Annotated in this window: 14 protein-coding genes; 6 read left to right on the top strand and 8 right to left on the bottom strand. The window is 41.5% G+C overall.

Annotation, left to right across the window (positions count from 1 at the left end; translation table 11 throughout):
• Positions 1 to 53 precede the first annotated feature (53 nt).
• The 7 genes from IKN49_02185 to dnaA all read right to left on the bottom strand — a co-directional run bounded on the left by IKN49_02185 (position 54) and on the right by dnaA (position 10,280).
• Entirely contained in the window at positions 54 to 548 is a 495-nt protein-coding gene (locus IKN49_02185; GenBank protein MBR3631858.1) for a prepilin-type N-terminal cleavage/methylation domain-containing protein, read from the bottom strand.
• Between the two features lie 158 nt (positions 549 to 706).
• The gene (locus IKN49_02190) at positions 707 to 2,167 is read right to left on the bottom strand and encodes a hypothetical protein (GenBank protein MBR3631859.1); all 1,461 of its coding nucleotides are present in this window, start codon (positions 2,165 to 2,167) and stop codon (positions 707 to 709) included.
• A 126-nt stretch (positions 2,168 to 2,293) separates the two neighbouring features.
• Positions 2,294 to 4,813: a DNA gyrase subunit A gene (gene gyrA / locus IKN49_02195; protein ID MBR3631860.1), complete on the bottom strand. Its 2,520-nt coding sequence runs from the start codon at positions 4,811 to 4,813 to the stop codon at positions 2,294 to 2,296.
• A 29-nt stretch (positions 4,814 to 4,842) separates the two neighbouring features.
• A complete protein-coding gene (gene gyrB, locus IKN49_02200) occupies positions 4,843 to 7,311 on the bottom strand; it encodes a DNA topoisomerase (ATP-hydrolyzing) subunit B (protein MBR3631861.1) in 2,469 nt (822 codons plus the stop codon).
• On the bottom strand, positions 7,304 to 7,624 hold the full coding sequence (locus IKN49_02205) for a DUF721 domain-containing protein (GenBank protein ID MBR3631862.1): 321 nt from the start codon (positions 7,622 to 7,624) through the stop codon (positions 7,304 to 7,306). The genes gyrB and IKN49_02205 overlap by 8 nt, the downstream gene beginning before the upstream one ends.
• A complete protein-coding gene (gene dnaN, locus IKN49_02210) occupies positions 7,625 to 8,734 on the bottom strand; it encodes a DNA polymerase III subunit beta (GenBank protein MBR3631863.1) in 1,110 nt (369 codons plus the stop codon).
• A gap of 169 nt (positions 8,735 to 8,903) precedes the next feature.
• The gene (dnaA, locus tag IKN49_02215) at positions 8,904 to 10,280 is read right to left on the bottom strand and encodes a chromosomal replication initiator protein DnaA (GenBank protein MBR3631864.1); all 1,377 of its coding nucleotides are present in this window, start codon (positions 10,278 to 10,280) and stop codon (positions 8,904 to 8,906) included.
• Positions 10,281 to 10,593: 313 nt separating this feature from the next.
• Here dnaA and IKN49_02220 point away from each other — a divergent pair, with 313 nt between their 5' ends.
• The 4 genes from IKN49_02220 to IKN49_02235 all read left to right on the top strand — a co-directional run bounded on the left by IKN49_02220 (position 10,594) and on the right by IKN49_02235 (position 13,070).
• Positions 10,594 to 10,980 carry a desulfoferrodoxin gene (locus tag IKN49_02220; GenBank protein MBR3631865.1) on the top strand — a complete coding sequence of 129 codons (387 nt, stop codon included), beginning with the start codon at positions 10,594 to 10,596 and terminating at the stop codon, positions 10,978 to 10,980.
• 15 nt (positions 10,981 to 10,995) lie between these two features.
• Positions 10,996 to 12,189, top strand: a complete 1,194-nt coding sequence (locus tag IKN49_02225; protein MBR3631866.1) for an FprA family A-type flavoprotein — start codon at positions 10,996 to 10,998, stop codon at positions 12,187 to 12,189.
• Position 12,190: 1 nt separating this feature from the next.
• Positions 12,191 to 12,706 carry a flavin reductase gene (locus tag IKN49_02230; protein MBR3631867.1) on the top strand — a complete coding sequence of 172 codons (516 nt, stop codon included), beginning with the start codon at positions 12,191 to 12,193 and terminating at the stop codon, positions 12,704 to 12,706.
• Positions 12,707 to 12,911: 205 nt separating this feature from the next.
• Positions 12,912 to 13,070 carry a rubredoxin gene (locus IKN49_02235; protein ID MBR3631868.1) on the top strand — a complete coding sequence of 53 codons (159 nt, stop codon included), beginning with the start codon at positions 12,912 to 12,914 and terminating at the stop codon, positions 13,068 to 13,070.
• Positions 13,071 to 13,136: 66 nt separating this feature from the next.
• Here IKN49_02235 and IKN49_02240 read toward each other — a convergent pair whose 3' ends face one another.
• Positions 13,137 to 13,607 (bottom strand): prepilin-type N-terminal cleavage/methylation domain-containing protein, encoded by a 471-nt coding sequence (locus tag IKN49_02240; protein ID MBR3631869.1) that lies wholly within the window; start codon positions 13,605 to 13,607, stop codon positions 13,137 to 13,139.
• A gap of 93 nt (positions 13,608 to 13,700) precedes the next feature.
• Between IKN49_02240 and IKN49_02245 the strand changes: the two genes are divergently transcribed.
• Together IKN49_02245 and lepB are read left to right on the top strand one after the other, a co-directional pair.
• Complete coding sequence (locus IKN49_02245) at positions 13,701 to 14,804, top strand: glycosyltransferase (GenBank protein ID MBR3631870.1); 1,104 nt, start codon at positions 13,701 to 13,703, stop codon at positions 14,802 to 14,804.
• Between the two features lie 149 nt (positions 14,805 to 14,953).
• Entirely contained in the window at positions 14,954 to 15,841 is an 888-nt protein-coding gene (lepB, locus tag IKN49_02250; GenBank protein ID MBR3631871.1) for a signal peptidase I, read from the top strand.
• Positions 15,842 to 15,845: the final 4 nt, after the last annotated feature.

A 15,845-nucleotide genomic window follows, 5' to 3' on the forward strand; every position in this document is an offset into this window, starting at 1 on the left:
AAATTAATAATACGCAATTATAGGATCGAAGATGATATATTTTCTATAAGTCTTTACATCCTATACATCCGACAGAAATCTTTTGTACACGTCCCATTTCCTATATACACCCCTTCCGTTTTGCACAATTGATTATATTTGTCCGTTGAATTCTCCGTAAAAGCCCAACAGACTGTCTCCGGAAAACTTCCCACAAAGTAATGTACATATCCATTCTGTAACGTTTGCGTATTTTCACAATGTACACGACCATAACTCGTACCAATCTCTGCTCGGCAATATCCCCATGGATAGGAACACTGATTCTTACTCTGATTTAGAGTGCAACCGCTGGGAAGCATGTCTAAAGCCGTCATATCGTTGGTATAGGTTCCATTGGCCATAAAATATATTTTTTCTGCCTGATACAAGGCGTCTGTAGCTGCTTTCAATGTTGCAAACCGACTGCGCATGACTGCCTTTTCATACTGCGGCAAGGCAATCGCAGACAAAATGCCGATAATTAACACAACTACTAACAATTCAATGAGCGTAAATGCTTTTTTCATACATCTTCCTGTGATAATTTTCTTAAATGATACTAAAAAATAATTGGCAAGCGTTTTCTTTTCCTCCATAAGAAAAGGACGCCTCGCAATAATAAGACAGGATACCATAAAAAAACGCAAGACAAAAATGCCTTGCGTTTTTTGGAGAATAGAATTATTTACATCTGATAGGTAAAAATTTTGCTTTCAAAGGGTTTGAGTTCTATTTCAAATCCCTGTTGACCCATTTCCGGTGAGTAGGCTATCTCCGTCTCGGAAAATTCCTCACGTACATTGCCGGCCGCGGGATTAATTTTAAATTTCACTCTTCCTTTGGCAGGTCGATCACTGTAATTAATCAGTACCATAGATACCGTATTCATTTGTTTCCAAGTCCAGCTCAAAATGTTGCGGTTTGTTTCATCTTCTTCGGAAACAGGCATTACATCAAACAAAGCCCATTGCCCGCCGTGGAAAGTAGGTTGATTGGCAATTTTGAGCAATTTGTCATAGTAATTGCGAATCGAAATATCTTCCGCAAAATCATCCTGCACATATTGAATGGGTAAGCGGCGGGTGCGCCCCATCAGCTGAAACAAATAGATCATACGTGCACCGGGCAAGGTGGCAATCAAGGTGCTGGCCGCCAAAGATTTTTCCCGGCCGAAGGCCTGTATACATTCTTCTTCGTCGTGGTTAGTGGTAAAGCGGATCGAACGCATCTGAAATAAATGTTCGGCGCGCAAATGGCCTTTAATATCTTCCGGATTAGAAAAGCGTAAGCGGTCATAGAGCACTTTATCGTACGTATAATCAAAACCCAATTGCTGTATTTCCCACTCCAGTCCCCAATATACTTCGGCGATAAATGTAAAATCCGGATATTGTTGATGCACCGCTTCCAACGCGCAGGACCAAAATTCTTCTTTGGGCAAATTCCCGCCGATAAATTCCCACCATGTATCCCGATGTACTTTATTAAGCCCGAGCATGGCCATATCGCAACGGACCCCATCGCACAAGCTGGCTACGTGCAACAGATTTTGCAACATTACTTTTTTCGTTTCGGGATTAAAATAATTGAGTTGGGCCGTATCTGTCCACGGAGCAAAATAGGGGTCGCGCCCGTGGGCAATCCACACTCCGTTTTGATTTTGGAAAAACCAATCTTTGTGATTGTTCGGCTCGTGCGTGCCGGTATTGATATACAAATCGGGTGCTTCGGTTACCATCGGGCAATCTATCGCCGTATGATTATGCACAAAATCAAGCAGCAACGAAATACCCATGGCATTTAGTTTTGCGCGCAATTGTTTTAAACTATCTTCTCCGCCTAAATCTTCCGCCGGTTCATAAGCATATACAGCGTACGGAGAAGCCATAATGTGATCTACGGAAAAATCCGGTTTTACCGCGCGAATTTGCGCTTGGATATCCGCGTTCTGACGGGCGATTTCGGTAGCTTTAGGGCTTTGTTTCCACACGCCCATCAACCACACAGCATCAAAACCGCGGTCCTTAAACAATTGCCAATACTCATCGGGAATTTCATGCAACAAAAATGTCCGCCCGTGTTTGGCCGCCAAACGACTCAACCAAGCGCGTGTGTTGATTTCTAAGATGTGTGGATTGGTTCGCATGAAAATCTCCCTAGGTAAGTTATACCACTTTTAAGACGGGTTTGTAAAGAAATTTTTATGGGTTATATAACGAACGCCGGTACTGATTTCTCAGCACCGGCGCGGAGTACGAATATGAAAACTCTGTTAGGCTTCTGCCGGAGTTTCTTCCTCGTCTTTAATTACCGGAGCAATACGGGCAATCTTATCGCCTTCCTCTAAACGTACCAAACGTACGCCTTGTGCATTGCGTCCTACGGAGCGAATTTCTTCACAGCGGGTGCGGATGGTCATGCCTTTTTCCGTTACCACCATTAAGTCTTTGCTCTCGTCTACCAGTTTAATACCGACGACCGCACCGTTGCGTTCGCTGGTCTTAATGGTAATCACACCCATACCACCACGGTGTTGACGTTTATATTCGCTAAACGCGGTGCGTTTTCCGTAGCCGTTTTCACAAACCGACAATACATCGGGTTGTTCACCGTCCGTCGGGGCTTGTTCCATACCCACCACTTCGTCGCCTTTGGCCAGCGAAATGGCACGCACACCCTTGGCCGGGCGGCCCATGGAGCGCACTTCATTTTCATCAAAGCGGATGGATTTACCGTGCTTGGTAGCAATGGCAATATCACTCTTACCAAATGTCATTTGCACGCTAATTAGCACGTCGCCTTCTTCCAGTCCGATGGCAATAATACCGCTGCGGCGGATATTGGCAAATTCACCCAGTTCCACACGTTTAATACTGCCCATGCGGGTGCACATGGTCAAAAAGGCCGTTTCGCCTTCGTGTTTCTTGGGATTGAAATCTTCAATCGGTAAGGCAGAGGTTACTTTTTCTTCTCCGTTGAGTTGCAATAAATTGACCAAGGCTTTACCTTTGGACATGCGGTTGCCTTCGGGAATTTCAAAGGCGCGCAACGCAAACACGCGGCCGCGGTTAGTGAACATTAATACGGTAGCGTGAGAAGACATAATGAACAAATGTTCCATAAAGTCTTCTTCTTTTGTTTTGCTGCCAATAATTCCTTTTCCGCCGCGGTTTTGGCTCTTGTAGGTAGAGAGCGGAATGCGTTTGGCATAGCCGTCATTGGAAATGGTAATAACGACATCTTCCTTCTCAATGAAATCTTCCATAGAGAAGTCCGTCATATCCGGTCCGATTTCGGTGCGGCGCGGATCTCCATAGTTTTTCTTGAGTTCGGCCAGTTCGTTGACGATAATGTCCAAGATTTTTTGCGGGTCAGCCAAAATACCTTGCAATTCGGCAATGAGTTTCAAAAGTTCTTTTTGCTCTTGCTCAATGGCCGCGCTGGACAACTGTGTCAGTTGGTGTAAGCGCATATCCAAAATGGCTTGGGCTTGTACTTCCGACAAGGTAAATTTATTCATCAATGCCACTTTGGCCGTCGGTACATCAGCGCTGTTGCGGATAATGGTAACTACTTCATCCATATTGGCAATGGCAATAAGCAACCCGGACAAAATATGCTCGCGGCGCACCGCTTTATTCAAATCAAATTTCGTGCGGTTGGTAACCACTTCTTGGCGGTGTTTGACATAGCATTTCATGACGTCTTTGATAGACAACACGCGCGGGCGGCCGTCCACAATGGCCAGCATATTGACCGGGAAAGAGGTTTGCAACTGGGTATGTTTATAGAGGTGGTTGAGCACCACTTGAGCATTGCCGTCGCGTTTAATTTCAATCACCAAGCGCATACCGCGGCGATCCGACTCGTCGCGAATATCGGCAATATCGGTAATCTTTTTATCGCGCACTAAACCGACAATGGTTTCAATGAGTGAGGTCTTATTGACCATGTACGGAATTTCGGTAACGATAATGGCTTCGCGTCCGCCTTTTCTTTCTTCAATCTCCGTCTTGGCTTGCACTTTTACACTACCGTGTCCGGTTTCAAAATACTCATAAATACCGCGCGTTCCGCGGATGATAGCACCCGTCGGGAAATCGGGCCCTTTGATGATTTTCATCATTTCTTTTACGGTAATGGCCGGGTTTTTAATATAAGCGATAATACCGTCGCACACTTCCCCTAAATTGTGGGTCGGAATGTTGGTCGCCATACCTACGGCAATACCGGATGAACCGTTGACCAAAAGGGCCGGGAATTTGGCCGGTAGTACGGACGGTTCCATCAAAGAGCCGTCATAGTTAGGAATCATTTTGACGGTATCTTTGTCTAAATCGTTAAGCAGCTCATCGGATACTTTGGCCAAGCGGCATTCGGTATAACGCATGGCGGCGGCAGAATCTCCGTCAATAGAACCGAAGTTTCCCTGTCCGTCCACTAACGGCTGGCGGATGGAAAAATCTTGCGCCAAACGTACTAATGTGTCATATACAGCGGTATCGCCGTGCGGGTGATATTTACCGAGCACATCCCCTACCACACGGGCTGATTTCTTATAGGGTTTATTGTATTTCAAACCCATTTCGTTCATGGAATATAATACACGGCGGTGTACCGGTTTTAAGCCGTCGCGTACGTCGGGTAGAGCACGCCCGACGATTACGCTCATCGCGTAGTCAATATAATACGAACGCATTTCATGGGCAATATCACGTTGTTGGATGTTGCCAAATAAATCCACATTATTTTGTTGCGGTTCTTGTACCGTTCCAGTTAGTTCTTCACTCATGGTTTATAAACTCCTGTTAAATCGTGGGACTAAATGTCCAAATTCTTTACCTCTAAGGCGTGCGATTGAATAAAATCGCGGCGGGGTTCTACTTTGTCCCCCATTAGCATCGTAAACGCATGTTCCGTATCGGTTACGTCATTAATCTTGACTTGGATCAATTTGCGTTTGGCCGGGTCCATGGTGGTTTCCCACAATTGTTCTGGGTTCATTTCCCCCAGACCTTTATAGCGCTGAATAGAGGCACCGCTGGCAGCCGCATCTTTGACTGCTTTTAACAATTCGGCCAAACTAAATACGAGCACGTCTGTCTTGCCACTATTGACGGTAAATAAGGGATGTACACGTTCCTTTTCATTTTCCACTTTCGGATATTGAGCAAAGGTAAAGCCGAAGTTTTCTAATTTCTTTTCACAGGCCAGTAATTTACCAAACTCAAACAAACTTTGGTGTTCGGGCTGCAGGGCCTCTTCATCTAAGGATTCCGCATCCACCCCATCTGCCATCAGTTCTTCTTTCTTTTCTAAGACATATTCTTCGGCATAAGCACGGTATTCGGATTCATCAAAGAAATACTTAAATCCACCGCTGGTGAGCGGAATGCGATATACCGGCACACGGCCTTCCGCCAAAAAGGCTTGGAAATCTTTGAGCGTAATATTTTTGACTTCTAACATAGCCAACACTTCCTCGATATCACGCAATACCTTGAGCATATCGGCCAATTTTTTACCTTCTAATTTTACGCCGTCTTTTCCGGTAACGGTTACGGTAGAAAGACCTTCTTTCATCAACCATTGTTGCATTTGTTCTTCGGTCTGCAAATACTGCTCTACTTTTCCTTTTTTCACTTTATAGAGAGGAGGTTGTGCCAAATAAACGTGACCTTGTTCAATCAGCGGACGCAATTGGCGGTAGAAGAAGGTTAAGAGCAGCGTGGAAATATGTTGTCCGTCCACGTCAGCATCAGCCATCAAAATAATTTTGTGGTAGCGCAGTTTAGAAATATCAAAACCGCCTTCGCCTTCGCCTACGCCCGTACCAACGGCTGCAATTAAATCACGCACGGTATCGCTGGACAAAATTTTCACCAGCGGGGCTTTTTCTACGTTCAAAATTTTGCCGCGCAACGGCAAAATCGCCTGAAATACACGGTCACGCCCTTGTTTAGCAGAACCACCGGCAGAGTCTCCTTCTACGAGGAAAATTTCGCATTTGCTGCTGTCGCGCTCTTGGCAATCGGCTAGTTTACCGGGCAGTCCGCCGCCTTCAAAAGCCCCTTTGCGCCGAGTTAAATCACGCGCTTTACGGGCCGCTTCACGCGCTTGAGCCGCATTCATACATTTTTCACAAATGGCGCGCGCGGTTTTGGGGTTTTCTTCAAAGAAAGTAGATAACGTCTCCGTTACCATCGAGCGGACAATACCTTCAATTTCGGAGTTACCCAACTTGGTTTTGGTCTGCCCTTCAAATTGCGGATGCGGAATTTTAACAGATAATACCGCAGCCAACCCTTCTTTAATATCATCCCCGCTAACGGATAAATCTTTGTGTTGTTTAGCTAAATTATTATTTTTGATATATTCGTTAATCAAACGGGTTAAAGAAGAGCGGAAACCGGAGAGGTGTGTACCGCCTTCAATAGTGTTAATGTTATTAACAAAGGAGAACACGTTTTCACTATATCCTTCGTTGTATTGAATAGCGAAAGAAATATAATTATCTCCGACGGTTTTGCTCAAATAAATCGGTTCGGGATTGATGACCGTTTTATTGGTATTTAAGTATTTAGCAAACTGGGAAATACCGCCTTCAAAATGGAAGGTAACGCTTTTAGCTTCTTCACCGCGTTCGTCGGTAAATAAAATTTTCACACCGGCATTTAAAAAAGCCAGTTCGCGCAAGCGATTGGCAATGGTTTCATATACAAAAGACACATCCCCAAAAATTTCTTTATCGGCTGTAAAGGTAACTTTAGTACCGTGTTCATTGGTTGTACCTATTTCTTCCACGTCTGTTACGGCTTTACCGCGTTTATATTGTTGACGATAAATTTTTCCATTCTTTTTAACTTGTACTTCCGTGCTTTCAGACAAAGCGTTCACACAAGATACACCCACCCCATGCAAACCGCCGGACACTTTATAAGCACCGCTGTCAAATTTACCACCGGCATGTAATACGGTCATTACTACTTCCAAAGCACTTTTCTTGCGTAATTTAGGATCTTTTGCGCCCGTCATTAAATCTACCGGAATACCACGTCCGTCGTCTTCTACAGAACAAGTCATATTGTCTTTGATAACGACTTTAATGGTGGTAGCACCGCCGGCCAAAATTTCGTCTACAGAGTTATCTACTACCTCATATACTAAGTGATGCAAGCCCGGCAGTCCGGTTGAACCGATATACATAGCAGGACGTTTACGGACAGCTTCTAATCCTTCTAAAACTTGAATTTTAGAGGAATCATAATTTTTCTTTTCTTCTTCACTCATGCGTGTCTCCTAAATCACTGACAATTTCTATTTTTTTAATCCACGGTTTATCAAAATATTTATTTAGTTCGTTGATTAATGTTTCTTTTTTTACTGTTAATTCATTTTTAGCAACGGCTAATTGTACCGCAACATATAGTACATTTCCTTTAACAGCTTTTAGTTTCCAAAAACGTTGTTTTGTTCCTATTAATTTATTCCATACATGATCTAACACCATTAAACGGTTTAATTGATTATTTAACCGATTAAATTTTCCGTTTAATTCCGCAGGCTTTTTCCAAATTTCACGCGGTTTAGATCCAAATTTCACTTAAATTCTCACCGGCATAATTACATATTTTAAGTCAGCCTTTTCTACAGGTTCAATCAGTACCGGCTGAGAAGAATTAATGAAAGAAAAAGATACTTTTTCGGTTCCCACATTTTTCAGTACATCAATAATGTATTGAGGATTAAAAGCGCAGTCGAACGGCTCTTGTGTATAGTTAATAGGTAATTCGTCTGTAAATTCCATATTCTGAGAAGTAGAAGAAATAGTCATACTATTCTCTTCCATATGAAATTTTACAGTACTGCCAAATTCTCCAGAGCACAAAGCAGCCCGACGGGTAGATGCCAATAATTCTTTGGTAAAAACTTCAAAAGAAATATTTTTCTTGGTAGGAATTACTTGTTTGTAGTTCGGAAAATTTCCTTCAATTAATCGAGAAATAAAAGTGGTTTCTTTGATTTCAAAACTAACTTGGTTAGAAGCCACATTTACTTTAATTTGGGTATCTTTATCCGGCTTAGCTAAGGAAATAAAACGTACTACTTCATTTAAGATTTTAGTTGGAATAATAATTTTAAATTCGCCGCTGTCGGGTAAAGCCGGATGAGAAGCAACTGCTAAACGGCCTCCGTCTGTAGCTACAATTTCAAATTGTTCTTTGGTATTATTCCATAATAAACCATTTAAAATATAGCGGGTTTCTTGAGTCGAAGCAGAAAAGGCCGTTTTATCTACCATCGTTTGTAAAGATAAAGGGCTTAATACTAAACTGCCTGTTTTCTCAATTTCCGGAATAGCGGGATATTCGGATTTAGGGGTACCAATCACCCAAAATTTACTTTTACCTGATTTAATATGAAATTTATTATTTTCCCCGGTATATAAATTAATTTCTTTTCCGTCCGGTAGATTTTTAATAATATCGGAGAATTCTTTCATCGGTACAGTTAAACTACCTTCTTCTTCCACTTCAGCCGTAATATAGTGAACAGTAGCCATTTCCATATCTGTACGAACTAATTTTACTTTAGATCCCTGTGTTTCCATTAAAAAATTATGCAAGATAGGCAGCGTAGTACGGGAAGAGGTGCCCGAAGAAATAACTTGAATACCTTCTAACAGCGTTTCTTTAGTTATATTTATTTTCATAGATTATCCTATTTATTATATGTCCTGTTAATTCTGTTAATTTTGTGTACTGCCCAATACAAATTTTAAGGAATGATTGTTTATACTTATTCTTTTTTATTCACACTATAAACATTTACTTTGTTTATACACAGTTTTGTGAAAGTTATAAAAAAATCATCCTCTTTTTTTAATGATTATCCACAGATTTCATATCGCTGATCATTTGATTGATTTCAGCGGCAAAAAACGGATCATTTTGAATTTTCTCTTTTACCAAATCTCGTGCATGTACGACGGTACTATGATCTCTCTTAAATTCTCGTCCTATTTCCGGTAGAGACATATCCGTCAGTTCTGTACATAAGAACATCGCTATTTGGCGCGGCCATGCAACAGATTGTGTTTTTCGTTTAGATTCAAAATCATCTATACTTATTTTGAAATGTTTTCCCACTATTTTTTTAATGGTTTCTACGTTAATGGCCATACGTTTTTCTTCTTGAATTAAAATATCGGCCAGTAGTTCGCGTGCAATCGCAATGGTAGGAATTACATTATGGGTACTGCAGTAAGAAACTAATTTATAAAAAGCACCTTCCAGTTCCCGAATATTAGTTTGAATGCCTTCGGCAATAAAAGCAATTACATCATCGCCAATATCAAAATGAATAGTATCTCTTTTTTGACGTAAAATAGCAATACGGGTTTCTAAATACGGTTTTTTAATTTCACAAGAAGGACCCGATAATAAACGAGAAGATAAACGTTCGTCTAAATCTAATTGTTGTGGCGTACGATCCGAAGCTAACACGATTTGTTTTCCGCTTTCAAATAAAGCATTAAAGGTATAGAAAAATTCTTGTACGCTTACTTTGTCTGATTTTCCGGCTACAAATTGAATATCATCCATTAGCAGACAGTCCAGTGAACGGTATTTCCGACGGAAAGCTTCCATAGATTGAGTCGGAATAGCTTCTACATATTCTGCCACAAATTCTTCGGCTGCCATATATAATACCTTGGCATTGGGATTATTTTGACAAATTTGGTTTCCGATAGCATGCAATAAGTGGGTTTTTCCAAGTCCCGGAGTTGAATAAATAAATAAAGGATTATGAGAGCGATCTCCTACCTGGTTAGCCACCGCTTGTGCAATTTTGTACGCAAAACGGTTTGAAGGAGATTCAATAAAATTATCAAACCGGAAAGCTTCGTTTAAGCGGGACGGAAAAGGATTTTTCTTAATAACAGGAGCCGGCGCAGGCGTGTCTATCGTCGTTGCGGCGTCTAACACAGACTGCACAGGGTCTTTAATTTCTTGGATTACGTATGAAACGGTAATAGCCAATCCTTGATGTTTCAAGAAAGCATCTTGAATGATATGTTCGTAACGGGATTGAATTGTTTTTTGCCAAAATTGATTTGGAATTTGTATAGTAAGTATGTTATCGTTCAGCTGAAAAACAGCTGGCCGCAACCACATATCATAGGTATCTTTTCCTAAAATTGTTTCTAATTCTTTGAAAATAGGGGCGAGTTTTTCGCTAGAAGCAAGTATATCCACAGCAATATTCCACCATAAATAAGGATATAAGTATCATATCAATTCTAAAAGAGATAGTCAACCTTAAAAACGTTTGATTTGCTTTTAATGCTGAAAAATTGCGGTCAATTTTAATTTTCTAAAAAAATAGCCAGTATCCTATGTAATTTTATGAAAAATGTTTATTTTAAGGAATTTTAAGCATTAAAATATAAAAACGGAGTTATCCACAGGTGTGCTTTCTAATTAATTTTAAGGATTGAGCAAAGATTATAGGCTCATTTATAATAAGAAAAAGGTATAATAAGCTAAATCTGTCAAAAAGGGGTCTAATATGGCTAAATTACATGATATTTATAAATGCAAAGTTTGCGGACAAATGATAGAGGTAGTACACGAAGGTGCCGGAGCATTAATTTGCTGTGGTCAGCCCATGCAACATCAGGCAGCAGGCACTACGGACGGCGCGGCTGAAAAACATGTGCCGGTCATTGAAAAAATTGAAGGCGGTTATAAAGTAAAAGTGGGTAGCGTAGCCCACCCGATGATAGACGTGCATTGGATAGAATTTATTGAACTGATTTGTGAAAAATGCGGTAAAGTACAACGCAAATACTTAAAACCGGGCGACGCGCCGGAAGCTGTTTTTAAGACGGATGCGCAACAAGTTACCGCCAGAGAATATTGTAATATACATGGCCTATGGGAGGCCAAAAATTAAGTACCGGGAGAAAATATGCAAGCCGTTAAAATTTCTGACAAAGTATATTGGGTAGGAGCTATTGATTGGAATATTCGGGATTTTCATGGTTATTCCACGACGCGCGGTACGACGTACAATGCTTTTTTGATTTTAAGCGAAAAGCCTACCTTGATTGATACAGTTAAAAAAGAATTTTTTCCGGAAATGATGGCACGTATTTCCAGTGTAATAGATCCGAAAAAAATTGAAATTATTATTTCAAATCACGCGGAGATGGATCACTCGGGCGCTTTGCCTCAAACGGTGGCTGCCGTAGCGCCACAGGTGATTTATGCTTCCGACATGGGCGTGAAAAATTTACAAGCGCAATTACACCCCTCTTTTGAAATAAAAGCGGTAAAAACCGGCGATAAAATAGATGTCGGCGGCGACACGATTTCTTTTGTGGAAGCACGTATGCTGCACTGGCCCGATAGTATGTTTTCTTATTTGGAAAAGGAAAACGTACTGTTCACCAACGATGTATTTGGTATGCATTTAGCTACCAGCAAATTATTTGACGACGAGAATGATGAACACACGTGGCTCTATGAAGCAGAAAAATACTATGCCAATATCGTACTGCCTTATTCCGATATCGTGTTGCGTTTCTTAGACACAGTAAAAAAATTGAATTTATCTCCGAAGATGATTGCACCGGACCATGGATTTATTTGGCGTAAAAATCCGGCCAAAATTATTGATTTATATGCCAAATGGGCGACCCAAGCCCCTACCAATAAGGCCGTGGTCGTTTATGACACCATGTGGGGCAGTACAGAAAAAATGGCCGCGTACGTGGCTGACGGACTGCGCCAAGGCGGCACGGAAGTAAAAGTAATGTCTATGCACGCCTGTCACCGCAGCGAAGTGATGAAAGAATTATTAGACAGCAGTGCGTTATTAATAGGGGCTCCGGTTCTAAACTCGGAAATTTTTCCGGCTATGGCAGACGTATTATGCTATGCAAAAGGTCTTAAGAAAAAACATTTAATCGGCGGAGCTTTTGGTTCTTACGGATGGAATCCGGCTCCGGTAAATGCGTTGGCAGAGTGGCTGAAATCGGCCCAGATAGAACAAGTGGCTCCGGTGGTCACTTCTAAATTTGCCCCGACGGAAGAAATTTTGAAAGCCTGCACGGAACTGGGCAAAACAGTCAGTCAAAAATTAACAGAAAAATTAAAATAATATGGCGAAAACTTCTTTAGCAGACGGATTGTCTTTTATTACGTACGGTTTATATATTGTGACTACCCATTGGCAAGGTAAAGACAATGGACTAATCGTCAATACGGCCTTTCAAGTAACGGCCGAGCCGGCACGCGTGGCCATTTCCGTCAATAAAGGCAGTTTAACACATGATTTGATTTTGCAGAGCCGTGTTTTTGCGGCGATGCCGTTGGAGCAAAAAACAGATTTACCTTTTATCGGGCGGTTTGGTTTTCGCACCGGACGTACCTTCGATAAAATGGCCGGCCTCTCTATCAAAAGGGGTTCTTTGGGAACGCCGATTGTGCTTGATCATACGCTGAGTTTCTTAGAAGTGGCGGTGGATCAGGTAATAGATGAGGGGACGCACACGCTGTTTATTGGAGAGGTCAAAGACGGCGGTTGTATGCATCCGCGCAGCGACGAGCCGTTGACCTATGAGTATTATCATACGGTGATTAAAGGTAAAACGCCCAAAGGGGCAACGCATAGTTAAATTCCCTACTTTTTCTCATTGCAGAAAAAGTAGGCAAAAAGGCTAGCGAATAACGAAAGAAAAAATTAAATTTCCGGATAACCGGACAACTCGCTTGGACCGCTCGGACAAGTCCGGTTTTTATCCACGAAAATTTAATTTTTTAACAGCATTTCTATATTCGCAGAAGTAAAAAAGATTTTAAAATCTATTGGGAGGTTGTTTTATGAAATATGTGTGCGAAATATGTGGTTATGTATATGACCCGGCAGTAGGCGATCCGGACCACGGCATTGCCGCCGGTACCAAGTGGGAAGATATCCCCGCCGATTGGGTGTGCCCCGTCTGTGGCGTCGGCAAGGACCAATTCAAACCGGCAGAATAAGAAAAAATTTACAAATAAAAATAGGGTGGAAAAAACATTCCACCCTATTTCTTTAATTGATGTATTTTACAAGGTGCCGGAAGCATTTACCCGTGCGCATAAATTTTTCTGTATATCACTGGCTTGTTCGTAAGAAACACAAATTATTTTTTCTAAATCCGTGCTCTCTATAGACAGATAATAACGTTGGGCTATAGGCATACGTTGTGCTACTGCAATTTCGTCGGCGCCAGTTCCATGACAAGTATAAGCAAAATCTTTAGTTACCAAACGTGCCTGTCCACTATAGTTTGCTGTACTGCTATGAGGAATGGTTATATCCAGTGCGTCCATATTTGCAAAGGAAGCATATTCTCCGTTAGCCAAATAATAACGTATTTGTGCATCCCGAATGGCACGCAGTAGTATAAAAGCCTCAGCCATACGTGCTTTTTCTACGGCTTTTTCATACTGCGGCAACGCAATAGCAGATAAAACGCCGATAATCAGCACCACTACTAATAATTCAATAAGAGTAAAGGCTTTTTTATTCTTCATAAGATTCACCTATATATCTCTTATTATAATAAATTTTTATATTTTTACCAGACGATTATACGGAGAAACAAGCAACTTTGCTATAATAGTTTCATGAAGATTTTATATGTATGCACTACGACGGACCGCGGCGGAGCGGAAACGGCTTTATACCGTCTGGCTTTGGCGGCAAAACAAGAAGGCCACGAAGTAAAAATTGTTTCCTTAAAACCGTTAGGCGTGCTGGCTACACAATTAAAGCAAGCGGGTTTTTCCGTCGTATCGTTAGATTTGCAGGGCAAATTCCGTCCGATACAAACGACCGGTGCTTTGGCCAGACTACTCAAAGAAATAGAGCAGTTCCGCCCGGATATTGTGCATGCATTTTTATATCGCGCGATACAACTGTGCCGCTTGGCCCGTCGGAAAACTCCTTTTATTTTGATCACATCTGCGCATTATAATCCGGCCAAATTATCTTTTTGGAAAAGATTAATTGACAGAGGACTTAAGACGGAAGATACCATTAGCACCGCCGAATCTTACAGTACAGAGCAGTATTTAATTAATAAACAAAAATATCCGTCGGGGCAGGTGCGTTTGATTTCAAACGGGATAGATCCGACTGTTTTTGCCCCCAATCCCGCGGAAAGAGAAAAATACAGAAACGCGTACGGATTTTCAGACCAAGAGGTTGTTTTTTGTTGCGTAGCGCGGCTGTCAAAAGAAAAAAATCATCAATTATTATTGCAAAGTTTTGCCGCGGTGCATGCCAAAAATCCACAAACGCGCCTTGTGCTGGTAGGGGATGGGCCCGAAAAACCTGTTTTAGAGGCGTTTTTGGCAAAAAAGGGCTTAAATGAGCCCGTTTTGTGGGCTGGCGACACCAAGGATGTAAAACCGTTTTTATGGGCCGCGGATGTGTTTGTGTTGCCCTCTTTAGTAGAGAGTTTGCCGCTTGCCCTGTTGGAAGCATCCTTGTGCGGATTGCCGGCGATTGTCAGCAAGGCGGGAGATATGCCGCAAGCGGTAATTCATGGGGAAACCGGATTTGTGTTTAATGGGAAAGACCCGGTTTTATTAAGCGCGCTGATGGCGGAACTTATTGAAAACAAGGCCCTGCGCCAAAAAATGGGTGAAAATTCTCGTACGCGTACGATAAAAAAATACCCTCAACCTGAAAAAATATATTTGAAATTATATAAAGAGGTAAAATAGTTTTCACGTGAAAACTTGGAGAAATTATGGAACAAAAATTATTTATAGCTGCCTGTATAATGTACCTTTTTTCTTTGATTAGTAAGAGACTTTTCCGGAAAAATAAATTAGATAATAAAAAATATTTTGCCTGTTGGAACGGAATTTTTTTGTGGTTAATTTTAGGTTGTGCCTATTATATAATTAGCTTCATCGTCGACAACACAAATCCGGTACTGTTAAATACAGGCATTTCTATCAAAAAAATATTGACTTGGGTAGCGATTTTCGGAATCGGTGTATATGGATTTTTTTATGCACTTAAAGGACAAGCGGAACGAAGAGATAAAATAATCAAAGCTAATATGGACTGGGCCAATACGGTCTATTTTGCCGGATTTGTGGCTTCCATTGTAATGTTCTTTTTTATACAAGCCTTCAAAATCCCGTCCGCCTCTATGTATAATACCTTACAAATAGGGGATCATCTGTTTGTAAATAAAGCGGTCTATGGGTTTCGCATTCCCCTTACCCAAATTCGCTTTGGACAATTCAAGCCTATTCAAAAAGGGGATATTATTGTCTTTTTATTCCCGGCCGCAACAAAAGATCAAATTAACTGCGGAGGCCCGCAATATGGCAGAGACTATGTAAAACGGATAGTAGCTATGCCCGGAGATAAAGTAGAGATAAAGAAAGGGGGCTTATATATCAATGACCAAAAAGAGCCTCTCCATGGATATGAGGTTTTTCGGATAACAAATCGTTTGGAACCGGTAGTAAGTGTAGGGGATTCTTCTGATAAAAACCTCTTTCAAATTCCCCAAGAGGTTTATCAGCAATTGTGGGAGAGCCGGAAACTGGAGCATGAGTTGGGTATCTCTTTAAGAGATAATTTCGGTCCGGTTGTTATTCCGGAAGGACAGTATTTCGCTATGGGAGATAACCGAGACGACTCCTGTGACTCCCGTTTTTGGGGCCCCGTACCGCGTGAAAATATCAAAGGAACGGCTTGGTTTATCCACTGGCCGCTTAAACGAATTCGTCTTATCCATTAATAAT

The organism is Elusimicrobiaceae bacterium (genome assembly GCA_017528825.1).
Taxonomy (GTDB): domain Bacteria; phylum Elusimicrobiota; class Elusimicrobia; order Elusimicrobiales; family Elusimicrobiaceae; genus Avelusimicrobium.